Source organism: Brevundimonas alba, from assembly GCF_011927945.1.
In the GTDB taxonomy this organism is placed as follows: Bacteria; Pseudomonadota; Alphaproteobacteria; order Caulobacterales; family Caulobacteraceae; genus Brevundimonas; species Brevundimonas alba.
In genome coordinates this window covers 1,266,959-1,292,570 of sequence record NZ_JAATJM010000001.1, presented here as the reverse complement: position 1 = coordinate 1,292,570, position 25,612 = coordinate 1,266,959, and the positions used below count along the sequence as shown (strand labels likewise).

The following is a 25,612-nucleotide window of genomic DNA, read 5'->3' as shown; positions in this document are numbered from 1 at the left end:
ACGGATGCGTATTCCTTGCCCGCCATCCCTCGCAGGGAGCTTTGTCGTGAGCATCGAAACCTTGAACAGTCTGTCCGTCCACGATGTGGCCGACCCCGCAGCGTTCCACCGCAAGCTGTCGCGGTGGAACAATCGTCGCCTTGCGCCCGGCATCCCCTATGCCGGCTGGATGGCTGACGCGCGCGAGGATGCCGAGATGGTCTTGCTGGAAGGCGCCTTCGTCGAGCGGATGCGCGCCGACGCGGCGCCGTATCTGCGTGACCTGCCGGAGGACGTCGAAGGCTTCATCGCCTGGTTCGAGGCGCTGCAGGGCGCTGGGCCGGGCGAGAGCGACCCGCTGTTCCCCTGGCTGGCCGAACAGGCGACGCTGGAGGAGATGCGCTGGTTCCTGCTGCAGGAAGTCGCGGGCGAGGCCGGGTTCGAGGACCTGGTCGCCTATGCCCAGGTCAAGATGCCGACCCGGCCCAAGCTCGAACTGGCCCGCAACTATTGGGACGAGATGGGCCGCGGCAACGAGGGCGGCATGCACGGGCCGATGCTGGACAAGCTGGCCAAGGTGCTGGACCTGAACCCGACCATTGACGAGACGGTCTGGCCGTCGCTGGCGCTGGGCAACACCTTGGTCGCCTTCTCGACCACCCGACGATACGCCTATCACGCGCTGGGCGCGCTGGGGGCGGTCGAGCTGACGGCGCCGTGGCGGGCCGGGCATGTGGCCGCGGGTCTGAAGCGGCTGGGCGTGGGCGCCGAGCGGAAATATTTCGCGCTGCACGCCACGCTCGACGTCGAGCATTCCCGGACGTGGAACGAGGAGGTGCTGCGCCCCCTCGCCGCCGAACGGCCGGAGGCGATCCGCAGCCTGGCGGAAGGCGCGGTGATGCGTCTGCGGGCGGGCGAGCGCTGCTTCGCCGCCTATCGCGCCCATCTGTGGGGGCCTGAGCAGGTTCTGCAGTCCGCCTGATGGACGCCATAGCCACGGACGGCCTGACCGTCTCGGATCAGGCCCTGCTGGACCTCCTTCGGCATCTGGAACAGGCGGGCTACGCCTTCGTCACGCCGACCCCGGCGACGCACGCGACGGTTGGCCTGCGGCGGGCGGCCTCGGAGGCCGACGCGCTGCGCGATGTCTTCGGCTGGTCCCGGCCCTTTTCGCGGGACCTGCTTGAACCCGGGCTCATGCAACTGGCCGAGACGGCGGGGGTCGTGCGCCATGCGCCGGAGGGCCTGCGGCTCGCGATCCGGGTCAGCACGGTGGACGGGCGTCTTCACCTTCATTCCGCGCCGACGCGGGACGAGGACGCGGTCTTCCTCGGACCCGACAGCTATCGCTATGTGAGGTTCATCCGTCAGGCGCTCGGCGGCTCGCCGAACCTCAGGACCGCGCTGGATATCGGGGTCGGGGCGGGAGTCGGCGCCCTGACGCTCGCGGCGCTGTCTCCGTCGGCGTGCGTGGTGGCAAGCGACGTCAACCACCGCGCGCTCAGGCTCACGCGTCTGAACAGCCTGCATGGGGGACTGCCGCTGGATCTGGTGCATTGCAGCGGTCTCCCGGAGCGGCCCGACGGCTTTGACGTTATCGCCGCCAACCCGCCCTACATCGCGGGCAAGGGCAAACGCACCTATCGCGACGGCGGCGACCAGCTGGGCGCGGCGCTGGCGCTGGACTGGGTTCGTGAAGGCGTGCGGCGACTGACGCCCGGCGGACGGTTCCTGCTCTACACCGGCAGCGCGATCGTCGCCGGTCATGACGCCGTGCGCGAGGCGCTGCAGGTCATCGCCGACGAAGGCGGCCTGCACCTGACCTACGAAGAGATCGATCCGGACGTGTTCGGCGGCACGCTGCGGCAGGAAGCCTATCGCGAGGTGGAGCGGATCGCGGCCGTCGGGGCAGTGCTGACCGCGCCCTAGCCCCAGGACTTCTGGTAGATCTCGATCGGGTCGCGCCGCCGCACGATCCGCTCGATATCCTCGAACGCCTCGTTCTCGGTCAGGTCGCCGGCGCGCGCGCGGCTGATGACCAGTTCGACGTCGCTGAGGTCGTCGCCGCCGCCGCGTTCCGGGGCCGCCTCGGCCCGGCGGAGGACGTGATCGGTAGTGCCCATGGCTGTCTCCCTTTCCCGATCAACGCCGCGGGCGCCGAGCGGTTCACGGCGAAATGTCAGCCGGCGGAATAGGAGGTCTTGGTCTGGGTGAAGAACTCGACGGCGGCGAAGCCCTGCTCGCGCGCGCCGTAGCTGGACGATTTCGTGCCGCCGAACGGGACGTGATAATCGACCCCCGCAGTGGGCAGGTTGACCATGGTCATGCCCGCCCTGGCGCGCCGCTGGAAGTCGCGGGCGTGCTTCAGCGAGCTGGTGACGAGGCCCGCCGACAGGCCGAACTCGACGCCGTTGGCGATGGCCAGCGCCTCTTCGTAATCCTTGACGCGGATGGTCGAGGCGACGGGGCCGAACACCTCCTCATTGTTGATCCGGCCCGCCGGATCGGTGTCGGCGATCAGGGTCGGCTGGACGTACCAGCCGGGTGTGTCGAGCGTCAGCCGCTCACCGCCGGCGGCGACGCGGCCGCCCTCCCCCCGGGCGATGTCGATGTAGCGGTAGGAGGTCTCGCGCTGATCCTCGCTGACGGCCGGGCCGATCTGGGTGTTCGGGTCCAGCGCCGGGCCGACGCGCAGGGCGGCGACCTTCTCGGCGAGCGCCGCGACGAAGCGGTCGTGGATGCCGTCCTGCACGATCAGCCGGCTCGATGCGGTGCAGCGCTGACCGGTGGCGTAGTAGGAGCCGTCCAGGGCGATCATCACCGCCCGCTCCAGATCGGCGTCGTCGAGCACGATCAGCGGGTTCTTGCCGCCCATTTCCAGCTGCACGCGCGCCTGCCGCTTGACCGCCCCGGCCGCCACGCCGGCGCCGACGCCCTGCGAGCCGGTGAAGGAGATACCGTCGACGTCAGCATGGTCGACGATCGCCTGACCGACCCGGCCGCGGCCGATGACGAGGTTGAGCACGCCCTTGGGCAGGCCCGCCTCATGCAGGATGGCCACCAGAGCTTCGGCCGTCGCGGGCGTGGGACCGGCGGGCTTCATCACGACCGTATTGCCGAAGGCCAGCGCCGGCGCCGCCTTCCACGCCGGGATGGCGATCGGGAAGTTCCACGGGGTGATCAGGCCGAACACGCCGACGGCCTGACGGTAGGTCTGGATCTCGACGCCGGGGCGGACCGAGGCCAGGTTCTGACCGTGAACACGGAGCGCCTCGCCGGCGAAATATTTCAGGATGCGGCCGGCGCGGACGGTCTCGCCGATCCCTTCGGCCAGGGTCTTGCCCTCCTCGCGCGACAGCAGGCGGCCGAGCGCCTCGCGGCGTTCCATGACGAGGGTCCCGGCCCGGTCGAGGATGTCGGAGCGCACCTCGGGCGAGGCCTCCGACCAGGCCGGGAAGGCCGCCTTGGCCGCGGCTACCGCCGCATCGACCTCGGCCACGCCGCCGTCGGGGATGCGGGCCACGAGATCGCGGGTGTCGGAGGGGTTCAGGCTCTCCGAGGGCCGGTCGCTCGCGACCGTCTCGCCGTTGATCCAGTGGGACAGGTCGATGGTGTCGGTCATTTCAGTTCTCGGCGGCGATCCTGCGTTCCAGATAGCGGGCGGCGCGCGGGAATGCACGGGGCCGGCTGGCCCGAAGCCGGAACACCGCGGCGAGGCCCCGGTTGACGGGCCATGGAGACGCCATCGGACGCAGCGATCGCCGCGATGATCCGCGAGGCCGCGGAGCCGCTGCCTGACCTCGACGACCCGGCGTTCGGGGACCTGTTCGACCGGTTCGCGGAGGCGCGCGTGGTCCTGCTGGGCGAGGCCAGTCACGGGACGTCGGAGTTCTACCGCGCCCGCGCCGCCATCACCCGCCGGCTGATCGAGCGGCACGGCTTCAGCATCGTCGCCGTGGAGGCGGACTGGCCGGACGCCGCCAGCATTGACCGCCATGTGCGCCAGCGTCCGGATCCGAAGCACGCCGAGCCGCCCTTCCGGCGCTTCCCAACCTGGATGTGGCGGAACACCGAGGTCGAGGCCTTCACCGAATGGCTGCGCGGCTGGAACGAGAGTCGGCCGGCGGAGGCGCGGACGAGCTTCCACGGGCTGGATCTCTACAATCTGTCGGCCTCGCTGAGGTCCGTGATCGATTATCTGGACGAGGTGGATCCGGAGGCGGCGGCGGTGGCGCGCGAACGCTACGGCTGTTTCCAGCCGTGGGTCGAGGAGCCGCAGGGTTACGGGCGGATGGCGCTGAGCCGGGGGTATTCCCGCTGCGAGCGGGCGGTGGTGAAGACCCTCACCGACATGCTTGGGAAGCAGATGGACTACGCGGCCGGCGACGGCGACGACTTCCTCGACGCCAGCGCCAACGCCCGGCTGGTGAAGAACGCCGAGGCCTATTATCGCGCGGTCTATTACGGCGGGGCGGAGAGCTGGAACCTGCGCGACACGCATATGTTCGAGACCCTCTGCGCCGTGCTGGAGGCGCGGGGGCCGGAGGCGAAGGCGGTCGTCTGGGCTCACAACTCCCACATCGGCGACGCATCGAAGACCGACATGGGCCGGGAGCGCGGCGAGCTGAACATCGGCCAGCTATGCCGGGAGCGGTTCGGTCGGGATGCGGCCCTGATCGGCTTCGGAACCCACGACGGTGAGGTCGCCTGCGCCTCCGACTGGGACGCGCCGTTGGAGGTCAAGCCGGTCAATCCCTCGCGCCCGGACAGCTACGAGCGGCTGGCCCATGACAGCGGCGTCGAGCGCTTCCTGCTCGACCTGAGGGATGGGGTGCACGGACCCTTGAGAACGGCCCTGCTGGACCCCCGGCTGGAGCGGTTCATCGGCGTCATCTACCGGCCGGAGACGGAGCGGTGGAGCCACTACGCCCGCTGTTCCCTGCCGGAGCAGTTCGACGCCTGGGTGTGGTTCGACGAGACCTCGGCCGTGACGCCGCTGGTCACGGGGCAGCGGGCGGGAGCTGACGAGACCTGGCCGTCCGGGCTGTGACCTACAGCGTTGGCGGCGTCGCCTCCGGGGCGGGCGCGGCGGGCGGCGTTTCGAACTCGGCGCGGGTCCATTCGAGCACAATGGCGCGTTCACCGCGGGAGGCGACCGTCGCCGGAGCTATGGCGGTCGTGCCGTCGGGCCGGCGGATATGAAGGATGCGCTCGCCGCCGGGGGTGATCTCGACCCGAGCCAGCACGCCCAGCGGTTCGCCATCGACCGCCAGCACCTCGGCGCCTGCGGGGAAGCTCTGATCCGGCGCCGGAGCGGCGACCGGAATGGGCGGCGGCGGCGGCGCTGCGACTTGAAGCGCCGCGGGAGGAAAGGCGAAGGCCGACAGGGCGATCAGCGTGTGTGGGAACATCGGGAGCTCCTGCGCAAGACGGGTTGATCCCGCCTCTCGAACCCTCTGGCGCTTCGCCTTGTTCCCAGCTTGCCTCCGGCGCAGCTCCGGGAACTTCAGGCCCACGGCTCAGGTTGTCCGAAAATGAGGGCTGACCGCCCTTGAGGGGGAGCTGCGATGAGCTCGGAAGCCTCGTTCGTCGCCGATCGGATTCAAACGCCGGACACGGCGAGCCGACGGACCCGTGGCCTCCTCGGCGGCGTCGTCCGGGCGGCGCTCGCCCGGCTGCTTCGCGGCCTGATCCGGACCGGCTCCCTGACTGTGGTCATGCCCGGCGGAGACGTGCTGCATGCGGGTCAGGGGGATGCGCCGGACGGCGTGCGGATCCGGCTGCGAGATTACCGGACCGCGTGGCGGCTGGCCGTCTATCCCGGTCTGGCGCTGGGCGAGGCCTATATGGATGGCGGCGTCATCATGGAGCGGGGGACGATCTGGGACCTGCTCGACCTCGCGGGCCGCAATCTGTCCCTTCGGCCGCCGCCCCGGCGAGGCCGGCTGGCGCGCCTCTGGCGGCGGATCGCTCAGGCGAACGACCGCGTCGCGGCCCGGCGCAACGTGGCCCATCACTACGACCTGTCGCTGGACGTGTACCGCCGGTTCCTCGACCCCGACATGCAGTATTCCTGCGCCTATTTCGCCCGGCCGGACATGACGCTGGACGAGGCGCAGATCGCCAAGAAGCGCCACATCGCCGCCAAGCTGCTGCTGGAGCCGGGCCAGAGCGTGCTCGACATCGGCTGCGGCTGGGGCGGGCTGGGCCTGACGCTGGCCGAGGAGGCCGGCGCCCGGGTCACGGGCATCACCCTGTCCGACGAACAGCTCGCGGTCGCGCAGGAACGGGCGATCTCGAGAGGGCTCGCCGGGCAGGTGGAGTTCCGCAAGCAGGACTATCGCGACGTCGAGGAGACGTTCGACCGGATCGTCTCGGTCGGCATGTTCGAACACGTCGGGGCGCCCAACTATCAGGCGTTCTTCGACACCGTGGCCCGGCTGCTGAAGGACGACGGCGTCGCGGTGCTGCACGCCATCGGCCAGAACCACGTCTCGGTCAGCAACCAGCCGTGGATCGGCAAATACATCTTCCCCGGCGGCTATACGCCGGCGCTGTCGGAAGTTCTGCCGGCGATCGAGCGAGCCGGCCTGTGGGTCACCGACGTGGAAATCCTGCGCCTGCACTACGCGGAGACGCTGAAGGCATGGCGCGAGCGATTCGAAGCCAACCGCGCGCAGATCGCCGACCTGTACGATGAGCGCTTCTGCCGGATGTGGGAGTTCTACCTGTGCCTCAGCGAGGTGGCGTTCCGCCATCGCGGATGCATGGTCTTCCAGATCCAGCTGTCGAAGCGGGTCGGCGCCGTGCCTCTGACCCGCGACTACATCCCGGCCGCAGAGGGCTGAAGCCCGCGAGCGTCTGGACTTTCGTTCGCCGACAAGGCTCTCTGCGCGCTCGGGAAGGGCGCGCAGCCGACGGTCGGCGCAAGACGTCCGGACAATCGGGGATCAGACAGATGAAGCGCGAACTTCTGGCCACGGCCGCCTTGCTGGCGCTCGCCTGCCCTGCGATGGCCCAGGTCACCGAGCCCGCCCCGCCGCCGGTCGTGCCGGCCGCCAACGTTCAGGCCGCGCCGACGACTCCGGAAAGCGACAAGGCGGACGAGGCGAAGTGGGATGTCCAGAACCCGCCCGGCCCCTCGCACGACATTCCCATCGACGTGACGCGCGGCACCTGGATGTCGCTGGACGTCAGCCCGGACGGCCAGACCATCGTCTTCGACATGCTGGGCGACATCTACGTCATGCCGGCTTCGGGCGGCGAGGCGCGCGCCATCGCCAGCGGTGTCGCCTGGGACATGCAGCCGAAATGGTCGCCGGACGGGCGCCACATCGCCTTCACCTCGGACCGCGCGGGCGGCGACAACATCTGGGTGATGGACGCCGACGGCTCCAACCCGCTGCAGATTTCCAAGGAAACCTTCCGCCTGCTGAACCAGCCGGAATGGACGCCGGATGGCGAGTTCATCGTCGCCCGCAAACATTTCACCTCGTCCCGTTCCCTGGGGGCCGGCGAGCTGTGGATGTACCACCGCACTGGCGGCGGCGGCGTGCAGATGACCGAACGGCGGACGCCCCAGAAGGACACTGGCGAGCCCGCCTTCTCACCCGACGGCCGCTATCTGTATTTCAGCGACGACGCGACGCCGGGGAACACCTTCGAATATTCCAAGGACGTCAACGACCAGATCTACATCATCCGCCGGCTCGACCGCGAAACCGGCGAGATCGAGCCGTTTGTCACGGGGCCCGGCGGTTCGATACGCCCGACGCCGTCGCCGGACGGCAAGTCGCTCGCCTTCATCCGGCGCGTTCGATACCAGTCGACCCTCTATGTGATGGACATCGAGTCCGGGCGCGAGACGCCGGTGTTCTCCGGCCTCGACCGCGACCTGCAGGAAACCTGGGCCATCCACGGCGTCTATCCGGCGATCAGCTGGACGCCCGACAACCGCTCGATCGTGTTCTGGGCCGACGGCCGCATCCAGCGCATCGACGTGGCGTCGAAGACAGTATCGAACGTCCCGTTCCACGTCGCCGACACCCGCCGGGTGCAGGACGCCGTGCGGTTCCCGGTCGAGGTGGCGCCTGACACCTTCGATGTGAAGATGATCCGCTGGGCCCGCCCCTCGCCGGACGGTTCGAGGGTGGTGTTCGAGGCGCTGGGCAGCCTGTGGATCCGCGATCTGCCGACCGGCGAGGCGCGCCGCCTGACCCGCCAGAGCGACCATTTCGAGCTCTACCCCAGCTGGTCGCGCGACGGCCGTTCGGTCGTCTACACCACCTGGGACGATCAGGCGCTGGGCTCGGTGCGCGTGGTTTCAGCCAGTGGCGGCGCTGGCCGCGTGGTGACCACCCGGCCGGGCCACTACATCGAGCCGACCTTCTCGCCCGATGGCCGCACCATCGTCTACCGGACGGTGGCGGACGGCTTCCTGACCAGAGCGCTGTGGAGCCGCGACCTGGGCGTCTACCGCATCCCGACCGGCGGCGGCGAGCCGGTCCTGATCTCCGACGAGGGCGAGCAGCCGCAGTTCGGCGCCGACGGCGGCCGCCTGTTCCTGACCGGCCGCGACGGCGACAAACGCACCCTGATGTCTGTCGATCTGAACGGCGACGACGAGCGGACCCATCTGACGTCCGAATGGGCCACCGAGTTCGCGGTGTCACCGGACGGCCGCTGGATCGGCTGGACCGAGCGCTTCAACGCCTATGTCGCGCCCTTCGTGGCCGCAGGCCGGCCCATCGCCATCAGCCCCGATGGCAAGTCCCTGCCTCAGGCCCGGGTGACCCGCGACGCCGGGGAATGGCTGAGCTGGTCGGGCGACTCCCGCCGCCTGCAATGGTCGCTCGGCCCCGAGCTGTTCACGCGGGACCTGAACCAGTCGTTCGCCTTCGTCGACGGCGCGCCGGAGGAACTGCCCAAGGCCCCCGAGCACGGGATCAACCTCGGCTTCAGCGTCCCGGCGGACAAGCCCGAGGGCCGAATGGCCCTGACCGGCGCCCGGCTGATCACCATGAACGGCGCAGAGGTCATCGAGAACGGGACCATCGTCCTGAACGGCAACCGCATCGAGGCGATCGGCGCGACGGCGAGCATGTCCCTCCCTGCGGGCATCCCGACGATGGACATGAGCGGCAAGACCATCATGCCCGGTCTGGTCGATGCCCACTGGCACGGCTCGATGGGATCGGACGAGATCATCCCGGAACAGAGCTGGGTCGACTATGCGGCCCTCGCCTTCGGCGTGACAACGATCCACGATCCGTCCAACGACACCAGCGAGATCTTCGCTCACAGCGAACTGGCCCGCACCGGCCGGGTCGTGGCGCCGCGCATCTTCTCGACCGGCACCATCCTGTACGGAGCGACCACGGCGGCCACGGCCAAGATCGACAGCCTCGACGACGCCCTCTCGACCCTGCGGCGGATGCAGGCGGCGGGCGCCTGGAGCGTCAAGAGCTACAACCAGCCTCGCCGGGACCAGCGCCAGCAGATCATCGAAGCGGCGCGCGAACTGAACATGATGGTCGTCCCGGAAGGCGGCTCCCTGTTCCAGCACAACATGACGATGATCGTCGACGGCCACACCACGATCGAACATTCGATCCCGCTGGCGCACCTCTACGACGACGTCCACCAGCTGTGGCGCCAGACGAACGTCGCCTACAACCCGACGCTGGTGGTGGCCTATGGCGGCAGCTACGGCGAGAACTACTGGTACCAGGAGAGCGAGGTCTGGAACCACCCGATCCTGACCCAGTACGTCCCGCGCCGCATTCTCGACTCGCGCGCGCGCCGGCCGGTCACCGCCCCTGACAACGAGTGGAACCACATCTCCATCGCGCGCGAAGCCACGAGCCTCGCGGCCGATGGCGTCAATGTCCAGATCGGCGCCCACGGCCAGCGCGAGGGCCTCGGCGCCCACTGGGAACTGTGGAGCCTGGCCCAGGGCGGAATGGCGCCGCTGGACGTGATCCGCTCCGGCACTCTCAACGGCGCCAAGGCGCTCGGCATGGACCGCGACATCGGCTCGCTCGAGGTCGGCAAGCTGGCCGATATGGTGGTGCTGGACCAGAACCCGCTGGAGAACATCCGCAACACCACCTCCATCGCCTACACCATCGCCAACGGCCGGGTTTACGACTCGGGCATGAACGAGGTGGCGCCGCGCGAGCGACCGCGTGCGCCGTTCTGGTTCGCGGGGAGCGATGGAGAGGGCGTGGCGGCCGGTGCGGCGGACACCGAGGGCCACGGCCACGGCGGCGACTGACGAGGGACGTCAGGAAAGGTCAGCCCCCTTCGCTCTCCACCGGGCCTAGAGCAGGAGCGGCGTCGAGCGTTGTCATTCAGCCTCGACCCCGTATCGTGCGGCTTGCGGCGGAGAACAGGGTGGACGGGGAAACGATGGCACACGGGGACGACCCCTTCGCCCGGCTCGGGCCCGTCTTCGCGGGCCGACGCGCCCTGCTGCTCGAGGACGACCCCGCCCTGTCCGACCATGTCGCCGAGCGGCTGAACGCCGCCGGCTTCGAGGCCGTCGACCGGTTCGAGGCGGGCGAAACCGCCCTGGAAGCTGCGGCGCGCTCGCCCTACGACGTGCTGATCCTCGATCGGCTGACCGCCGGCATGGACGGGCTGGAGATGCTCAAAAGACTGCGCGCCGGTGGCGGGACCTCCGCGGATGCTCCAGCCCTGATGCTGACCGCGCTCGGCGGCGAGCGGCAGAAGGTCGAGGGGCTGCTGGGCGGCGCCGACGACTATCTGGCCAAGCCCGTGGGCGACGAGGAGCTGCTGGCCCGGATCGCGGCCCAGCTGCGGCGGGCGGCGCGCGCGGCGCGTCCGGCGGGCGCCGAACTGGTCAACGGACCCTTCCGCCTGTCGCCGGGGGCGCGGACGCTGAGGCTGGACCTCGAAGGGGGCGACAGCCGGGTGATCGACCTGTCGCCGCTGGAGTTCGCCATCGTCGGCGAGCTGATGGCCGCGCGGGGCCAACCGGTGACCAAGACCATGCTGTGGGACCGCTGCTGGGTCGAATGGAAATTCCTGCCCGATAATTTCGTCAATGTGATCGACGCCCGCATCAGCGCCTTGCGCCGCCGTCTCAAGGAGCAGGCGCCCGAACTCGGCGAAGATCTGCACCCGCTGATCGTTTCCGCGCGCAGCCAGAGCCTGATCTTCCGCGACCTGTCCGCGCTGGCGGGCTGAGCCGGGGATGGCCGGACGATCCACGGGCCTGACCGGCTGGCTGGCGCGGCGGACATCGACGCAATTGGCCGCCGCCATGGGCGTGTTGTCGGCGCTGGCCCTGTCCGGCTCGTTGCTGATCACCGGCGCGGCGGTGCGCATGGACCAGCGCGAGAAGGCGGCGCTGGCCGCGCTGGATGACTACAGCGCCATGGTCACCAAGCTGGGCTCTGAGACCAGCCTGTCCGCCGAACGGCTGACCGAGGCCGACGCCGCCTGGCTGTCGGCTTGGCTGAGCGCCTTCCAGAGCGGACCGGCCCGGGATGCGGGCACGCTGGAGGAGACCTGCCGGACCGGGCGCGGCGGCGCCGGCGTCAGGTTCATTCGCGCGCCGGTCGGCAAGCCCGCGGGTCTGGCGGCGCTGGACGCAATCCGCGGTGAACGCGCGGGGCGGCTGGGCAAGGACGTCTATGTCGTGCGGCTGGACCGGGGCGTGCTCTGCCCGTCCCGGTCGGTCGAGGTCGTGGTGGTCCGCCGCACATTCGGCGCCCTGGACATCGCCGTGGGCCGGACGGTCGATCGCTCGGGGCGGGCCTGGGGCTGGGCGGTCGCGGCGGTGATCGCGACCGGCCTGCTGCTGCTGGTTATCGGCCTGGCCGCCGCGGCGGTCGCGCGGCGCCGGCTGACGGGCGCGGTGACCGAGGTCAGCCGGGCGCTGGACCGGGCGGCGGTCGGGGACTTCTCCGTGCGCGCGCCCGAAACCGCCGTGGCCCCGGAGCTGACCGAGCTGACCGGCCATGTGAACCGCACCCTCGATCGCCTCGACGAACTGCTCAGCTGGCTGCGCGACTCGGCCGATCAGCTGGCGCATGATTTCCGGACGCCCTTGGCCCGCGCCTCGGTCCGGCTCGAACGGCTCCGGGCCTCCGCGACGACGCCCGAAGCCCGCAAGCTGATCGACGAGGCGCGGTCCGACCTCGCCGAGATCACCCGCTCCATGAACGAGACGATGGCGCTGCGCGACGGCGAGGCGTGGGCGTTCGAGAGCGTGCGGCTTGACGAACTGGCGGCGCAGGCGGCGGAGCTCTACCAGCCGCTGGCTGAGGAGAGCGCGGTCGCCATCCGCGTCGAGGCGGAACCGGTCTCCGTACTCGGCGTCCGGTCGCTGCTGCAGCGGGCGGTCACCAACCTGGTCGACAACGCGATCAAATTCTCGCCGCCGGGCGGGGTCGTCACGCTGCGGGCCAGTGTCGAGGACGGCCGGCCCATCCTCTCCGTGGCGGATCAGGGGCCGGGCTTCGCGTCCGACCGGCAGACCGGAGCTCCGCCCCCGGCCGACGGCCGCGAAAGTCACGGGATGGGCCTCGCCTTCGTGCGGGCCATCCTGAAACGGCACGGGGCGGTCATGACGGTTGATGACGGTCGTCCGGGGGCTGTCGTCACGGCGCGTTTCTCGCGCTAGGGTCCGCTCAAGAACAGGGGATTGGCGATGCGGCGTTCCACCAACCGGGCTCACGGCCTGTCGATTCTGGCGCTGGTCGCCGCCGTTCCCCTGCTGGCCGCGACCGCGGCGTCCGCCCAGTCCACGCCACAGGGCCCGATCCCCTACGACGCCCGGCGAGGCGTCTTCACCTTCGCCAGCGGTCTGGAACAGGCCCTGCCGGCGGTGGTGCAGGTCACCACCCTGGGTCAGTCGGAAGGTCCCAGCTCCGGCGAGAACGAGCCCCGCCCGATCTCCAGCGGCTCGGGCGCCATCATCGACGCGCGTGAAGGCATCGTCGTCACCAACAATCACGTGGTCGAGGGCGGACGGAAATTCACCGTCGACCTGACCGACGGCCGCATCTTCGACGCCGTCCTGATCGGCACCGACAAGGCCACCGATCTGGCGGTGCTGAAGTTCGACGCGACAGGCTTGTCGGAAATCGAGGTGGTCGATTCCGACCAGCTGCGCACCGGCGATCTGGCCTTTGCGGTGGGCTATCCGCTCGGCCTCGACCAGACCCTGACCATGGGCGTCATCTCGGGTCTGGGGCGCTCCGGCATGGGCGACCGGATCGAGGACTATATCCAGACCGACGCGGCGGTGAACTCGGGCAACTCGGGCGGTCCGCTGCTGGATAGCCGGGGCCGGCTGATCGGCATCAACACCTCGATCCTGTCGGGCGGCGGCGGCGGCAACGACGGCATCGCCTTCGCCGTGCCCAGCCGCATCCTGATGTATGTGGTCGACCAGCTGCGGACCATCGGCGAGGTCAAGCGCGGCTCGACCGGCGCCATTCTGGGCTCGCTCAATGCGGCGCGCTCGCGTGATTTTGGCCTCGGCATCGTCCGTGGCGCGGTAGTCGAGAACGTGGCTCCGGGCTCTTCGGCCGAGGCCGCCGGCCTGCGCCGCGGCGACGTGGTCACCCGCATCCAGAACCGCCCCGTCTCCAACGCCGGCACGGTGGCGGCGACCATCGGCATCGCCCAACCCGGAACCCGGGTCGAGGTCGTCTATCTGCGCGAAGGCCGCGAGGGCCGCGCCACCCTGACCGTCGAGGCTCCGGGCGATCCGTCCGTGATCACCGGCGCCGAGGTGGTCATGGCGCGCGGTCTCAGCGCCCGCACCAGCGCGGACGGCGTCCAGCTGTTCGCGGTCGAGGGCGGCTCACTGGCGGCCGCAGCGGGCCTGCAGGCCGGGGACGTGATCGAGAGCGTCGACGATGTCGCGGTCAGCGATCTGGCCGGACTGGCCGCCGCCCTTGGCGCGGGCGAGCACCGGCTGACGGTGCGCCGAGGCGAAGAGGATGTGACGGTGGTGCTGGGCGGCTAGACCGCCGATCCCGGGGCCCGGACAGCAAAACGCCCGCTCGGCCTAAAGGGGGAGGGGCGGCGGAGCGGGCGTCTCGCTTGGAGGAAGCATCGACCCGCCGGAGCCCTTGATGGAGAAATCCCAGGGGGCTGGGGGGGCTGTTCAGGATCCAGGATCACTCCGGACTCCGACGGGCCGATGGGTCAGGTGTCGCCCCCCAAGGGGGCGGCGGATGGGCGGAACCGCGGCTATTTCGTGTTCCGCGCGATTTCCTGAAAAAGTGACGTTCGGGGCACGCCGGTCGGTGGAATTCCGTGACAGCCAGGGGCTGGCGTTTCGACGCGGGGGGCCTACCTTTCTCCCATGAGCGACGCTGCCGACCTGCATTCCGCATCGGGCCCGGTCTTCTTCGACCGGCGCGAACTGGACCTGATCCTGCGGGTCTACGGGCGGATGGTGGCGGCGGGCGAGTGGCGCGACTACGCCATGGTCGGCCACACCGACGTGGCCGAGTTTGCCGTCTTCCGCCGCTCGGGCGACGCCCCCGCCTACCGGATCGAGAAGCGCCCTTCCCTTCGTCTCAAGCAGGGCCAGTGGGCGGTGATCGGCGAGGGCGGCGTGGTGCTGCGGCGCGGTCGCGAACTGCCCCAGGTCCTGCGCGTCTTCGACAGCCGCCGCTTCACCGTCGTGGAATAGAAAAAGGCCCGGATCGCTCCGGGCCTTTTCCGTGTCAGATGCCAGGTCGATCAGTCGCGCCGCACGCCCATGAAATAGAGCAGGAAGCGGAACAGGTTCACGAAGGCGATGTAGAGGTTGAGCGCGCCGAAGCTGGTCGCCGCCGACATGCTCTCGCCGTCGCCGCGCACGCTGTAATAGATCATCTTCAGGTGCTGGGTTTCGGCCGCGATCAGACCCGCCATCAGCAGGATGCCGACGGCGTTCATGATCATGAAGACCGGCCCGACGCTGAACAGCCCGAACGATGCGCCGATCGAGAAGGCGATGCCGGCGAAGACGAAGCCCCACATGGCGAAGAAGATGAAGCTGCGCATGCCCGACAGGTCGCGCTTGGTCGTGTAGCCCGCCAGGCTGAGCCCGCCGAAGGCCGCCGCCGTGATCAGGAAGGTCGTGACCACGCTGGCGCCGGCGTACATCAGCACCACGGTGCCGAGCGAGGCGCCGACAAGCGCGACGATGACCCAGTAGAGGATGTTGGCCGAACTGGCGCTGGCCCGCTTCATCATGAAGTTGGAGCCCAGCAGGATGACCAGCGGCGCGAAGCTGACGATCATGCCCAGAAGGGTGAAGCCCGCCAGCCCGCCGGTGGGCGTCTTGACGAACATGAGGTTGGACACCGGGGCGTAGCTGGACGTCAGCCAGGCAAGCGCGGCCGACACCAGCAGGCCGAGTCCCATCTTCTGATAGACGCCGAGCATGAATTTCTTGAGGCCGGGATCGAGCGCGGCGTCGGCGCGGGATCCAGCGGCCGTGTAGTTTCCGAAATCGCTCATGGCGATCAGTCCTCCGTTCGGTTGGGGCGTGTCCCAACCTTTGCCTGAATATCAGGTCCGGTTTGCCCTTCCGCAAGGAAAACCGGACTTGGGCCGTCGAGTTTCAGCCGCTACGAACGGTCGCATGATCCGGTTGTTCACCGCCCTGTCGATCCCCGAGGACGTGGCCGACACCCTTGAACGGCGCCAGTCGGGGCTGCCCGGCGCCAAATGGCGTAGCCGCGACCAGTTGCACCTGACCCTCGCCTTCTACGGCGAGATCGACGAGCGCCGCGCCGACGACCTGGCCGCCGAGCTGAGCCGCGCCGCGACCGGCGGGCCGTTCGACTTCGCCCTGAGGGGTGTGGGCGCGTTCGGGGACTCGCACCGCAGCCACACCCTGTGGGCCGGCGTCGAGCCGAACGACCGGCTGTCGGTTCTCGCCGGGCGCTGCCGCTCCGCCGGCGAGCGGGCCGGGGTGACGATGGAGAAGCGCGACTACCGCCCCCACGTGACCCTCGCCTACCTCAAGCCTCAGACCAATCCGGACCGCATCGGGGCGTGGATCGCGGGGCACAATCTGCTGCATTCGCCGCCGATACGGGTCGACCGCTTCGGCCTGTGGTCCAGCGTCCTGACCCACGACGGCAGCCGCTATCAGCTCGAGCAGGAGTACTGGCTGTGACCGGACCCGTGATCCAGACCGCCCGCCTGACCCTGCGCCCGCCCGCGATGGAGGACTTTCCACGCTGGGCCGAGATGATGGCCGATCCCGAGGCGGCGAAATTCATCGGCGGCCCCATGCCGGCCGAGACCGCCTGGCGCGGCTTCATGACCATGGCCGGAGCGTGGAGCCTGACCGGCGTGGGCATGTTCTCGCTGATCGAGCGCGACACCGGCCAATGGCTGGGCCGCATCGGCCCGTGGACGCCGCTGGGCTGGCCCGGGACAGAGGTCGGCTGGGGCCTGCACGCTGACGCCCAGGGCAAGGGCTATGGCGTGGAAGCGGCGACCGCCGCGATCGACTACGCCTTCGATGTTCTCGGCTGGACCGCGGTGATCCACTGCATCGACCCGGACAACACGCCATCGCAGCGGCTGGCCGAAAGGCTGAGCTCTTACAATCAGGGGCCAACGCGCCTGCCCCCGCCGTTCGATACCGTCGCCGTGGATCGCTGGGGCCAGAGCCGCGAGCAGTGGCGCTCGCGTCCGCGGGGCTGAGCCCGAACCCTACCTTCGCGCGTTCAACACTCAAGCTTTGACGCGCCGCCGCCATCGGCTAGGCAAAGAGACGGTCAAGATGAGGGTTGGACGGATGCGGGTTCTGGTTCTGGGCGGCGATGGATTCTGCGGCTGGCCGACGGCGCTGCACCTGTCGGCGAGGGGCTGGGACGTTCTGGTCGTCGACAACCTGAGCCGGCGCAACATCGACAATGAACTGGAGGTCCAGTCCCTGACGCCGATCCGGACCATGGGCGAGCGTGTCGCCGCGTGGAAGGATGTCTCGGGCAAGACCATCGAGTTCGTCAACATGACGGTCGGCAAGGAGTTCGACCGGCTGGTCGGCCTGATCCGCGACTGGAAACCCGACAGCGTCGTCCACTTCGCCGAGCAGCGGGCAGCGCCCTATTCGATGAAGTCGGCGCGGCACAAGCTGTACACGGTCGACAACAATCTGAACGCCACCAACCACCTGCTGGCCGCCCTCGTGGAGAGCGGGCGGGACGTGCATCTGGCCCACCTCGGGACCATGGGCGTCTATGGCTACACCACCGCTGGGCTGCGGATCCCGGAAGGCTATCTGAAGGTCACCGTCGACACCGACTTCGGCCCGACCGAGCAGGAGATCCTGTTCCCGCCGAACCCCGGCTCGATCTACCACATGACCAAGACGCAGGACGCCCTGCTCTTCCAGTTCTACGCCAAGAACGACGGCGTCCGGATCACCGACCTGCACCAGGGCATCGTCTGGGGCACCCAGACCGAAGAGACGCGGCAGGACGAGCGACTGATCAACCGGTTCGACTACGACGGCGACTACGGCACGGTGCTGAACCGGTTCCTGATGCAGGCGGCGGTCGGCTATCCGCTGACGGTGCACGGGACGGGCGGCCAGACGCGGGCCTTCATCCACATCCAGGACACGGTGCGCTGCGTCGAGCTGGCGCTGAAGAACCCGCCCAAGACGGGCGAGCGGGTCAAGATCCTCAACCAGATGACCGAGAGCCGCCGGGTCCGCGACCTCGCCGCCATGATCGCCGACATGACGGGCGCCGAGGTCCACAACGTGCCCAATCCGCGCCAGGAAGCCGACGAGAACGAGCTGGTGGTCGCCAATGACCAGTTCCGCCACCTCGGCCTCAAGCCGATCACCCTGGAGCAGGGCCTGCTGGACGAGGTCACCGACATCGCCCGTCGCTACGCGGACCGCGCCGACCTGACCAAGGTCCCGTGCGTCTCCAGCTGGAACAGCAAGCGGGCCGAGGCTCTGAAGGCCGAGCCGGTGGTGGTCGCGCCCCAGCCGGGCGCCCACGCCCGCTCCGCCTGATCGGGACGGCATGCCCGCAGACGCTCCTTCCACCCTGCTCGTCTTCGGCGGCGGCTGGCTGGGTCAGGCCGCCGCCCGCGAGGCCGTGCGCCGGGGCGGCCGGGCGATCCTGACCAGCCGCGATCCGGCCCGCCGCGAGGCCCTGTTCGGCCAAGGCTTCGACACCGTCGACCCGGCCGACGGCGAAGCGCTCGAGCAGGCCGTGCGCGGCGCGACCGCCATCCTCGTCACCGCCCCGCCCGAGAGCGACGGCTGCCCCGGACTGAAGCGGCTGGTTCCAGCCCTGACCCGCAGCGGCGCCTTTCCCGACTGGATCGGCTATGTCTCCTCGACGGCCGTCTATGGCGATCGGGCCGGGGGCTGGGCCTTCGAGGACGACCCGCTCAACGCCGCCTCGCTGGAAGGCGCGCGTCGGGTGCGGGCCGAGCGCGACTGGCTGGACGCCGGTCAGGGCATGGGGCTGACGGTGCAGATCTTCCGCCTGCCGGCCCTCTACGGCCCCGGCCGTTCGCCGATCGACCGGCTGCAGGACGGCACGGCCCGTATCGTCCGCAAGCCGGGGCAGGTGTTCAACCGCATCCATGTCGAGGACGCCGTCGCCGGCCTGTTCGCCTCCATGGCCCGGCCCCGGCCCGGCGCGGCCTATACGCTGTGCGACGACGAACCCGCACCCGCCGATGCGGTCATGGAGTGGGCCGCGAACCGGCTCGGCATGCCCCGCCCGCCCGAGATCGATCTGGACGACCCCACGGTGTCCGACGCGATGCGCCGGTTCTATCTTGATTCTAAACGCCTTTCGAACGCCCGGGCGAAGGCGGAGCTAGGCTGGCGGCCTCGCTATCCGACGTATCGGGAAGGGCTTGGAGCCCTGATCAGCGGAGAGGCGGCCTGACCACGATCAGGCGATACAACCTCGACAGTTTTCGGGGATCAGAAGCGCTACAACCGATACAAGCGAGACATGGCCCGATCGGCGTTCGAAAATGCCGGACAGATGGCCTGCGATGTCCGGGAACATCCCGTCCCCCAACCGTCAATCGTCAGGGGCGGCGTGCTAGCTTCGCGGCCGCAGGAGGTTCCATGACCGACCACGCCACGCCAAATCTCCCGTCACGGGATTTCGACGCCACCGCCCGCTTCTACGCCGCGCTCGGCTTCGAACCGACGTGGAAGGACGGCGGCTGGATGATCCTGACGCGGGGCGCCCTCAAGCTGGAATTCTTCCCCTATCCGGACCTCGACCCGGCGACGAGTTCGTTCGGCTGCTGCCTGCGGCTCGACGACGCCGACGCCTTCCACGCGGTCTGCAAGGCGGCGGGCGTACCGGAGCGGTCGGGCGGCTTGCCGCGCGTCCAGGCCCCGGCGCTGGAGCACTCCGGCCTGCGGATCGGCTATCTGCTGGACCCGGACGGGACGCTGGTGCGTCTCGTCCAGAACCCGGCCTAGAACGGCAGCAGGTTGCGCTGGCGGCTGTAGGCCATGGTGCCGACGTTGGCGCCCAGTCGCAGGCCGACACCGGTGCGGATCGGAGCCAGGACGATGCCGTCGGCGCGCTGATAGTTCACACCCACGCCGCCGACGAGATAGGCCGAGCCTTCGACGCCCGGGTAGCGGCGGTAGATCATGTCGGGGTGGTAGAGGCCGTACACCAAGGTGAAGACGCGGCTGGCGTTGCCGCCCACATCCCAGCCGATCGAGATGCCCTGCCAGAACACCTCCTGCGACGCGGAGAGGTCCTTCATGTGCAGGGCGCCGCGGCCATAGCGCAGGCCGACGCCGGCCGCACCCGCGGCCTCCTCGCCCGCGACATAGGCAGTCGGGCGGTCGCCCTGGTCGGCGAAGATGCGCTCGATGGCCGCGCCGATGGCCTCGGCCGCGATGCCCAGTTCGCGCGACCCGGCCGCGATCAGCTCGTCGGCGGTATAGGCCTGCGCCTCCTGATCGGAGCGGATCGGATAGTTCGGATCGGCCGCCGGGCCCGTGGCGCAGGCGGACAGGCCGGAGGCGCCGGCGGTGGCGGCGAGGCCGGAAAGGATCAGCTGGCGGCGATGCATGGCGATGGCTCCGAAGGCGGGGACGGTCCGCCCGACTCGCGCGGGCGCTGGACGGCACCGTCACCGGCTTTTGCGGCAGACTTGCGGCTGCAAGGTTAACGGAACCTTGCCGCCGCTTGATCTGCTAGCCCCGCAGAGTCGCGCCCGCCTTGCCCGCCGCCGCGACGACCTTCGTCGACAGCGCCTCGATTTCGGCCTCGGTCAGGGTCGCGTCGCGGGGCTGGATGACGACTTCCAGCGCCACCGACTTCATGCCCTCGGCCACGCCGGCGCCGCGGTAGACGTCGAACACCCGAACGTCGGCGATCAGGGCCTTGTCCGCCCCGGCCACGGCCCGCACGACGTCGCCGGTGGCCCGGCCTTCCTCGACCACGAAGGCGAAGTCGCGGGTCAGGGGCATGAGCGGGGCCAACAAGGCCGCGCCCCGCGCCTTGGTGGCCTTGCCGCGCGGCTCGGGCACGGCGTCGAGTACGATCTCGAAGGCCAGCATCGGCGCATCGGCGTCCAGCGCCTTGAGCACGCGCGGGTGCAGGGCCCCAAACTCGACCATGACGTTCTTCGGGCCGAGCTGGAGGCGGGCCGAGCGGCCGGGATGCCACCAGTCGCGGTTCTGGCCCTGCGTCAGCTGCAGCGAGGCGACGGGCGCGCCCAACTCCTCCAGCAGCGCCATCAGGTCGCCCTTGAGCGCGAACAGGGCCTCCTCGGCCCCACCGCCCCAGTGGCGCGGCGAGCGCGGCGAGACCAGACCGGCGATGACCGTACGCTGACCCGTCGGGCTGTCGTCCAGATAGATGGGACCGATCTCGAACAGGGCGGCGTCCGGATGCCCGCGGTCGGCGTTGCGCGCCGCCGCCTGGATCAGGTTCGGCAGGGCCGAGGGCCGCATGCAGTCGAGGTCGGCGGCGATGGGGTTCTCGACCACCAGCCGCTGATCGCCGCCGCCGAACAGGGCCGCGGTGGACTGTTTGGTGAAGGACCAGGTGACGGCCTCGGCATAGCCCAAGGCGGCCAGCGCCCGCCGTGCGGTGCGCACGCGCGCTTGACGCGGGTTGAGGATGCCCTTGGACGGCGCGCCGAGGTGAGGCAGCGGGGTCGACGGCAGTTCGCCATAGCCCTCGATGCGGGCGACTTCCTCGACCAGATCGGCCGGGCCCTCGACGTCGCGACGCCACGACGGCGGCGTCACGGTCCAGGGGGCGCCGCGCGCGATCTCGAAACCGAGCCGCGTCAGAATTTCCGCGATACGGTCGTCGTCCAGCGACAGGCCCGTCAGGGCGCCAACGCGGGCGGGATCGAAGGCGAAGGCTTGCGGGCTCGCCGGCGCCTGTCCGGCCACCACGACCGCCGACGGCTCGCCGCCGCACAGTTCGAGGATCAGCTTGGTCGCCAGCTCCAGTCCCGGAACCACGGACGCCGGATCGACGCCGCGCGCGAAACGATACTGGGCGTCGGAGTTGAGCGTCAGCGTCCGCCCCGTCTGGGCCGTGACCAGAGGATCGAACCAGGCGCTTTCGAGGAAGACGTCGACCGTCTCGTCCGAACAGCCGGTGGACTCGCCGCCCATCACGCCGCCGAGGCCGATGGGGCGCTCTCCGGCGGCATCGGCGATGACGCACATCGACGGATCGACGGTGTAGGTCTTGCCGTCCAGCGCGATCAGCTGCTCGTGCGTGCCGGCGGCTATGTGCGCCGCCCCTTCGGACACCTGCCCGCCGCGCACGACGATCTCGCCGCCCACCAGCTTGGCCGCGTCATAGACGTGCAAGGGACGGCAGCGGTCGTAGGCGATCAGGTTGGTGACATCGACCAGCCGGTTGATCGGACGCAGGCCGATGGCGGTCAGGCGGCGCTGCAGCCACTCGGGCGACGGGCCGTTCTTGACGCCCCGGATCAGCCGTCCGGCGAACACCGGGCACATCTCCGGCGCCTCGATCCGCACCGAGATCGGCGACGGGAAGGCGCCGGCGACCGGAACGATGGACGGGGTCTTCAGCTGGCCGAGGCTGGCCGCCGCCAGATCGCGCGCGATTCCGGCGACGCCCAGCCAGTCGGGGCGGTTCGGAGTAACTTCGAAATCGATCACCGGCTCTGCGCCGAAGACGCCGGCCGCCGGCGTCCCGACGCTGAGGTCGTCGCCCAGTTCGAGGATGCCGTCGCTTTCGTCAGACAGTTCCAGCTCGGAGGCCGAGCACAGCATGCCGTTCGAGACCACGCCGCGCACCGGCTTCTCGACCAGGGTGACGCCGAGGCCCGGCACATAGGCGCCGATGGGAGCGTAGATGGTGGTCAGGCCGGCGCGCGCGTTGGGCGCACCGCAGACGATCTCCTTCGGCCCGTCGACGGTGGCGACCTGGCAGACTTGCAGCCGGTCGGCGTTCGGGTGCCGTTCGGCCGAGACGATCTTCGCCACGGTGAAGGGCGCCAGGGCGGCGACGGGATCGTGGACCTCCTCGACCTCAAGGCCGGCCATGGTCATGGCGTCGGCCACGGCGGCGACCTCGGCCTCCGTGTCGAGATGCTCCTTCAGCCAGGAGAGAGTGAATTTCACGCCGACGGCTCCGTGGGCGCGGCGACGTCCGACAGGGTTTTGACGTCGGCCAGAAGCTCGTCGATCAGCTGGTCGGTGCCGGTGAAACCGACCTGGACGAAGCGGCAGCGGACGAAACGGCATTTCGCCATGCCCACCACACCGGCCATCTTGACCCGGCCGACGGGCCGGTAGAGCAGCGTCGCCATATCGCTGGTCGTACCCATGGCGCAGCTGTCGAAGACGGTGCCGTTCATCACGGCCATGACCGCCGGCCCCTCGATGACGCAGTCGGTGAAGGTCTTGCCCTCGATGAACATCTCGCCCGCGTTCCAGTGCTGGACCGCCAGCGAGGGCAGCCAGACGGCCTCGTTCTCGAAGGTGGTGCGGGCCACCAGGGCGCGACCGGCGGCCTCTTCGGCGGACATGGTCTGATCGGTCATGGTCGGATCTCTCGGGTTCTGGACGTCAGCCGGTGGTGGCGACTTGCTCGACCAGCCGGCGCAGCAGGTCGTCGCCGCCGGTGATTCCGAGCGTGTGGAACTGGCAGTTGCGGAAGGTGCAGTTGCGGACGGGAATCGCGCCGATGGCCATCTGGCCGCTCATCGGACGGAACAGCATGTTGCGCAGGTCGCCGCCGGACGGGCCGAAATTGACGCCCTCGAAATGCGTCCCTTCCATCACCAGCATCACCGCCGGTCCTTCGATGAAGCAGCCGTCGAAGGTGCGGCCCTCGATCACGGCCCCGCCGCCCGACTGGATGTTGGCGCGGTACAGGTCGAACAGGGCGAAATGACCGCCCTCGAAGGTCGTGGCCCGCGGGTCCATCTCGCGGGTTTCGACGGGCCGGTTCGGGGATTGGTCGGTGGCCATCAGGACAGTCCGCTTGCAGGGTTGGGCGCCGCGAAGGCGGAGAAACCGTAGTGGGCCAGCCACCGGGTATCGGCCTCGAACATGGGCCGCAGGTCGGGGATGCCGTATTTCAGCATGGCCAAGCGGTCCACGCCCATGCCGAAGGCGAAGCCCTGGTATTCGTCGGGGTCGATGCCGCAGTTCCGCAGCACGTTCGGATGCACCATCCCGCAGCCGAGAATCTCCATCCAGCTATCGCCCTGATTGAGCTTCAGCTCGCCGCCCGAGCGGTCGCAGCGGATGTCCATCTCGGCCGACGGCTCGGTGAAGGGGAAGTGGTGCGGCCGGAAGCGCGCATCGACGTCGTCGACCTCGAAGAAGCGGGCGACGAAAGTCTCCAGCGTCCACTTCAGGTGGCCCATGTGAATGGCCTTGTCGATCACCAGACCCTCGACCTGATGGAACATGGGCGTGTGGGTGGCGTCGCTGTCCTTCCGGAAGGTCCGGCCCGGGGCGATGATCCGGATCGGCGGCTTTTGGGACATCATCGTGCGCACCTGCACCGGGCTGGTGTGGGTGCGCAGGACCTTGCGCTCGCCGGTCTCCGGATCGGGCGTCAGGAAGAAGGTGTCGTGCATCTCCCGCGCCGGATGCTTGGGCGGGAAGTTCAGGGCCGTGAAGTTGTGGAAGTCGTCCTCGATGTCCGGGCCTTCCGCGACGGCGAAGCCCATGTCGGCGAACAGGGCGATCATCTCGTCCATCACCTGCATGGTCGGATGCACGCTGCCCTTGCGGCGCGGGCGCGACGGCAGGGTCAGGTCGAGGTGCTCGGCCTTGAGACGGGCGTCCAGCTCGGCGGCCTCGAGTTCGCCCTTGCGGGCGGCCAAGGCGGACTGCACCCGGTCGCGCAGGCCGTTGATCATCGGCCCCTTCTCGCGGCGTTCTTCGGGGCTCATCGCCCCCATGCCCTTGAGCAGACCCGAGATCGATCCGGACTTGCCCAGCGAGGCGACGCGCAGATCCTCGACCGCCGCAGCGGTTTCCGCGCGGCCGATGGCGTTGATCAGGTCGAGTTCGAGCTGGGCGAGATCGGTCATGGTCGCAGTCGTCTAGCGGGCTGAAGGGCTTTCGTCACCCGGTCAGGCGCGGCTTGATCAGTTCAGCGCCTCATAGGCGTCCATGATCCACTTCGGCGGGTCCGGCTCCCAGCGGATCGGCCGGCCCTCGGTGAAGGTCCAGCGGTGCAGCCACGAGACCCCGTTGGCCCGCACATAGTCGTCGGCGTGGCCGTAGATCGGGTCCGCCAGCGCCTCATCCAGCGTCACGAAGCGGTAGCCCCGCGCCAGATACAGGGCGTGGATCCGCGGATACCAGTCCCGGTTCAGCGTATGAGCGTGAAGCAGCAGCACCTGCGCCGGCTCACGCCCGCCGGTCAGCTCGGCGCTGTAGGGCTCCCAGTGATCCAGCACCGCCGCCATGTGCGCCACATAGGCCTCGCCGATCCGCGTCTTCAGCGCCTCGTCCCCTGCGGCCTCGGCCCGGCGGTAAAGCGCAGCGAACATCCAGTCGTTGTTGTCGATGGTGACCGGCGCGACGGTATAGCCCCGCCCGGTCAGACCCGCGGCGATGGCGGCCTTCTTCTCCGGCGTCTCGCCGGTGAACAGGAAGGGATGACGGAAGAAGCGCAGGGTGCCGCCCCGCTCCGCCAGCACGGCGCGCGTGACGGGCGCGCCGGCGTCTACGTCCGCCAGATACGCCTCGACGGTGGTCCGGTGGATGTTCAGATGGCTGAAGGTGTGGTTGCCCATGTCCAGCCCGGCGTCGAGCCACATGTTCAGCAGGGCGGGCAGCAGGTCGGCGCGCCGCTCCTCGCACACCTTGCCCTCGTTGACGAAGACGGTCGCCCGTGTGTCCAGCGGCCGCAGCATGGCGACGAAATCGCGCGTCAGGGCCATGGCCCTGACCGGGTCGCACAGTTCCGCCTCGGTGGCTTGATACGGCGGATCGTCGAAGGTCACGGCGACGGCCCGCTGCTGCGCCTGAACAGGCGCCGAAAGGAGGGCGAGGGCGACGGCGAAGAATAGGGGTCTGAACATCCCCCAAGCCTAGTCGTTCGGTCCGCAAACGAAAACGCCCGCCCCGGCGGACCGGAGCGGGCGTTTCGAAATCACGATGGAG

At 69.6% G+C, this 25,612-nt stretch carries 24 protein-coding genes; 14 read left to right on the top strand and 10 right to left on the bottom strand.

The window, feature by feature from the left end:
• Window positions 1–46 precede the first annotated feature (46 nt).
• Window positions 47–961: an iron-containing redox enzyme family protein gene (locus GGQ87_RS06445; protein WP_342448313.1), complete on the top strand. Its 915-nt coding sequence runs from the start codon at window positions 47–49 to the stop codon at window positions 959–961.
• Window positions 961–1,908 (top strand): methyltransferase, encoded by a 948-nt coding sequence (locus tag GGQ87_RS06440; RefSeq protein WP_168045850.1) that lies wholly within the window; start codon window positions 961–963, stop codon window positions 1,906–1,908. The genes GGQ87_RS06445 and GGQ87_RS06440 overlap by 1 nt, the downstream gene beginning before the upstream one ends.
• Here GGQ87_RS06440 and GGQ87_RS06435 read toward each other — a convergent pair.
• Window positions 1,905–2,102, bottom strand: a complete 198-nt coding sequence (locus GGQ87_RS06435) for a hypothetical protein (protein ID WP_168045849.1) — start codon at window positions 2,100–2,102, stop codon at window positions 1,905–1,907. The two genes, GGQ87_RS06440 and GGQ87_RS06435, sit on opposite strands and share 4 nt — an antisense overlap.
• Before the next feature lie 56 nt (window positions 2,103–2,158).
• A complete protein-coding gene (locus tag GGQ87_RS06430; protein WP_168045848.1) occupies window positions 2,159–3,601 on the bottom strand; it encodes an aldehyde dehydrogenase family protein in 1,443 nt (480 codons plus the stop codon).
• 111 nt (window positions 3,602–3,712) lie between these two features.
• Here GGQ87_RS06430 and GGQ87_RS06425 point away from each other — a divergent pair, with 111 nt between their 5' ends.
• Complete coding sequence (locus GGQ87_RS06425) at window positions 3,713–5,029, top strand: erythromycin esterase family protein (protein WP_168045847.1); 1,317 nt, start codon at window positions 3,713–3,715, stop codon at window positions 5,027–5,029.
• A gap of 1 nt (window position 5,030) precedes the next feature.
• Here GGQ87_RS06425 and GGQ87_RS06420 read toward each other — a convergent pair whose 3' ends face one another.
• Window positions 5,031–5,390, bottom strand: coding sequence for a hypothetical protein (locus tag GGQ87_RS06420; protein ID WP_168045846.1), 360 nt, complete (start codon window positions 5,388–5,390; stop codon window positions 5,031–5,033).
• Window positions 5,391–5,546: 156 nt separating this feature from the next.
• On the opposite strand from GGQ87_RS06420, the gene GGQ87_RS06415 reads away from it, so the two are divergent.
• From GGQ87_RS06415 to GGQ87_RS06390, 6 genes are all read left to right on the top strand, one after another.
• On the top strand, window positions 5,547–6,827 hold the full coding sequence (locus tag GGQ87_RS06415; RefSeq protein ID WP_168045845.1) for a class I SAM-dependent methyltransferase: 1,281 nt from the start codon (window positions 5,547–5,549) through the stop codon (window positions 6,825–6,827).
• A gap of 110 nt (window positions 6,828–6,937) precedes the next feature.
• Entirely contained in the window at window positions 6,938–10,255 is a 3,318-nt protein-coding gene (locus GGQ87_RS06410) for an amidohydrolase family protein (protein ID WP_168045844.1), read from the top strand.
• Between the two features lie 134 nt (window positions 10,256–10,389).
• On the top strand, window positions 10,390–11,190 hold the full coding sequence (locus GGQ87_RS06405) for a response regulator transcription factor (RefSeq protein WP_168045843.1): 801 nt from the start codon (window positions 10,390–10,392) through the stop codon (window positions 11,188–11,190).
• Between the two features lie 7 nt (window positions 11,191–11,197).
• A complete protein-coding gene (locus GGQ87_RS06400; RefSeq protein ID WP_168045842.1) occupies window positions 11,198–12,631 on the top strand; it encodes a sensor histidine kinase in 1,434 nt (477 codons plus the stop codon).
• A 27-nt stretch (window positions 12,632–12,658) separates the two neighbouring features.
• Entirely contained in the window at window positions 12,659–13,984 is a 1,326-nt protein-coding gene (locus tag GGQ87_RS06395) for a S1C family serine protease (RefSeq protein WP_168045841.1), read from the top strand.
• 342 nt (window positions 13,985–14,326) lie between these two features.
• Window positions 14,327–14,659, top strand: coding sequence for a DUF2794 domain-containing protein (locus GGQ87_RS06390; protein WP_168045840.1), 333 nt, complete (start codon window positions 14,327–14,329; stop codon window positions 14,657–14,659).
• A gap of 50 nt (window positions 14,660–14,709) precedes the next feature.
• Here the strand turns inward: GGQ87_RS06390 and GGQ87_RS06385 are convergent, their stop codons facing one another.
• Complete coding sequence (locus GGQ87_RS06385; RefSeq protein WP_168045839.1) at window positions 14,710–15,474, bottom strand: Bax inhibitor-1/YccA family protein; 765 nt, start codon at window positions 15,472–15,474, stop codon at window positions 14,710–14,712.
• 124 nt (window positions 15,475–15,598) lie between these two features.
• On the opposite strand from GGQ87_RS06385, the gene thpR reads away from it, so the two are divergent.
• The 5 genes from thpR (at window position 15,599) to GGQ87_RS06360 (ending at window position 19,447) form a co-directional block, all read left to right on the top strand.
• Window positions 15,599–16,138, top strand: a complete 540-nt coding sequence (gene thpR, locus GGQ87_RS06380; protein ID WP_168045838.1) for an RNA 2',3'-cyclic phosphodiesterase — start codon at window positions 15,599–15,601, stop codon at window positions 16,136–16,138.
• Window positions 16,135–16,674, top strand: coding sequence for a GNAT family N-acetyltransferase (locus GGQ87_RS06375; protein ID WP_168045837.1), 540 nt, complete (start codon window positions 16,135–16,137; stop codon window positions 16,672–16,674). The genes thpR and GGQ87_RS06375 overlap by 4 nt, the downstream gene beginning before the upstream one ends.
• A gap of 94 nt (window positions 16,675–16,768) precedes the next feature.
• On the top strand, window positions 16,769–18,001 hold the full coding sequence (locus GGQ87_RS06370; RefSeq protein ID WP_168045836.1) for an NAD-dependent epimerase/dehydratase family protein: 1,233 nt from the start codon (window positions 16,769–16,771) through the stop codon (window positions 17,999–18,001).
• Between the two features lie 10 nt (window positions 18,002–18,011).
• Window positions 18,012–18,893, top strand: a complete 882-nt coding sequence (locus tag GGQ87_RS06365) for an SDR family oxidoreductase (RefSeq protein ID WP_168045835.1) — start codon at window positions 18,012–18,014, stop codon at window positions 18,891–18,893.
• Window positions 18,894–19,081: 188 nt separating this feature from the next.
• The gene (locus GGQ87_RS06360) at window positions 19,082–19,447 is read left to right on the top strand and encodes a bleomycin resistance protein (protein ID WP_168045834.1); all 366 of its coding nucleotides are present in this window, start codon (window positions 19,082–19,084) and stop codon (window positions 19,445–19,447) included.
• On the opposite strand, the gene GGQ87_RS06355 is transcribed toward GGQ87_RS06360, so the two are convergent.
• The 6 genes from GGQ87_RS06355 to GGQ87_RS06330 form a co-directional block, all read right to left on the bottom strand.
• Entirely contained in the window at window positions 19,444–20,055 is a 612-nt protein-coding gene (locus tag GGQ87_RS06355; protein WP_168045833.1) for an EipA family protein, read from the bottom strand. The genes GGQ87_RS06360 and GGQ87_RS06355 overlap by 4 nt on opposite strands.
• A gap of 124 nt (window positions 20,056–20,179) precedes the next feature.
• Window positions 20,180–22,603, bottom strand: a complete 2,424-nt coding sequence (gene pheT / locus GGQ87_RS06350; protein WP_168045832.1) for a phenylalanine--tRNA ligase subunit beta — start codon at window positions 22,601–22,603, stop codon at window positions 20,180–20,182.
• Entirely contained in the window at window positions 22,600–23,025 is a 426-nt protein-coding gene (locus GGQ87_RS15380; protein ID WP_168045831.1) for a hypothetical protein, read from the bottom strand. Before GGQ87_RS15380 ends, pheT begins: the two co-directional genes overlap by 4 nt.
• Before the next feature lie 25 nt (window positions 23,026–23,050).
• Complete coding sequence (locus GGQ87_RS06340) at window positions 23,051–23,455, bottom strand: hypothetical protein (RefSeq protein WP_168045830.1); 405 nt, start codon at window positions 23,453–23,455, stop codon at window positions 23,051–23,053.
• Entirely contained in the window at window positions 23,455–24,531 is a 1,077-nt protein-coding gene (gene pheS, locus GGQ87_RS06335; protein WP_168045829.1) for a phenylalanine--tRNA ligase subunit alpha, read from the bottom strand. The genes GGQ87_RS06340 and pheS overlap by 1 nt, the downstream gene beginning before the upstream one ends.
• A 57-nt stretch (window positions 24,532–24,588) precedes the next feature.
• Window positions 24,589–25,530, bottom strand: coding sequence for a polysaccharide deacetylase family protein (locus tag GGQ87_RS06330; protein WP_168045828.1), 942 nt, complete (start codon window positions 25,528–25,530; stop codon window positions 24,589–24,591).
• Window positions 25,531–25,612 lie beyond the last annotated feature (82 nt).

Bases quoted from the DNA above. Each gene is read 5' to 3' on its own strand.
- GGQ87_RS06440 (WP_168045850.1), top strand. From the start codon at position 961: ATGGACGCCATAGCCACGGACGGCCTGACCGTCTCGGATCAGGCCCTG.
- GGQ87_RS06435 (WP_168045849.1), bottom strand. From the start codon at position 2,102: ATGGGCACTACCGATCACGTCCTCCGCCGGGCCGAGGCGGCCCCGGAA.
- GGQ87_RS06430 (WP_168045848.1), bottom strand. From the start codon at position 3,601: ATGACCGACACCATCGACCTGTCCCACTGGATCAACGGCGAGACGGTC.
- GGQ87_RS06425 (WP_168045847.1), top strand. From the start codon at position 3,713: ATGGAGACGCCATCGGACGCAGCGATCGCCGCGATGATCCGCGAGGCC.
- GGQ87_RS06420 (WP_168045846.1), bottom strand. From the start codon at position 5,390: ATGTTCCCACACACGCTGATCGCCCTGTCGGCCTTCGCCTTTCCTCCC.
- GGQ87_RS06415 (WP_168045845.1), top strand. From the start codon at position 5,547: ATGAGCTCGGAAGCCTCGTTCGTCGCCGATCGGATTCAAACGCCGGAC.
- GGQ87_RS06410 (WP_168045844.1), top strand. From the start codon at position 6,938: ATGAAGCGCGAACTTCTGGCCACGGCCGCCTTGCTGGCGCTCGCCTGC.
- GGQ87_RS06405 (WP_168045843.1), top strand. From the start codon at position 10,390: ATGGCACACGGGGACGACCCCTTCGCCCGGCTCGGGCCCGTCTTCGCG.
- GGQ87_RS06400 (WP_168045842.1), top strand. From the start codon at position 11,198: ATGGCCGGACGATCCACGGGCCTGACCGGCTGGCTGGCGCGGCGGACA.
- GGQ87_RS06395 (WP_168045841.1), top strand. From the start codon at position 12,659: ATGCGGCGTTCCACCAACCGGGCTCACGGCCTGTCGATTCTGGCGCTG.
- GGQ87_RS06390 (WP_168045840.1), top strand. From the start codon at position 14,327: ATGAGCGACGCTGCCGACCTGCATTCCGCATCGGGCCCGGTCTTCTTC.
- GGQ87_RS06385 (WP_168045839.1), bottom strand. From the start codon at position 15,474: ATGAGCGATTTCGGAAACTACACGGCCGCTGGATCCCGCGCCGACGCC.
- thpR (WP_168045838.1), top strand. From the start codon at position 15,599: ATGATCCGGTTGTTCACCGCCCTGTCGATCCCCGAGGACGTGGCCGAC.
- GGQ87_RS06370 (WP_168045836.1), top strand. From the start codon at position 16,769: ATGCGGGTTCTGGTTCTGGGCGGCGATGGATTCTGCGGCTGGCCGACG.
- GGQ87_RS06365 (WP_168045835.1), top strand. From the start codon at position 18,012: ATGCCCGCAGACGCTCCTTCCACCCTGCTCGTCTTCGGCGGCGGCTGG.
- GGQ87_RS06360 (WP_168045834.1), top strand. From the start codon at position 19,082: ATGACCGACCACGCCACGCCAAATCTCCCGTCACGGGATTTCGACGCC.
- GGQ87_RS06355 (WP_168045833.1), bottom strand. From the start codon at position 20,055: ATGCATCGCCGCCAGCTGATCCTTTCCGGCCTCGCCGCCACCGCCGGC.
- GGQ87_RS15380 (WP_168045831.1), bottom strand. From the start codon at position 23,025: ATGACCGATCAGACCATGTCCGCCGAAGAGGCCGCCGGTCGCGCCCTG.
- GGQ87_RS06340 (WP_168045830.1), bottom strand. From the start codon at position 23,455: ATGGCCACCGACCAATCCCCGAACCGGCCCGTCGAAACCCGCGAGATG.
- pheS (WP_168045829.1), bottom strand. From the start codon at position 24,531: ATGACCGATCTCGCCCAGCTCGAACTCGACCTGATCAACGCCATCGGC.
- GGQ87_RS06330 (WP_168045828.1), bottom strand. From the start codon at position 25,530: ATGTTCAGACCCCTATTCTTCGCCGTCGCCCTCGCCCTCCTTTCGGCG.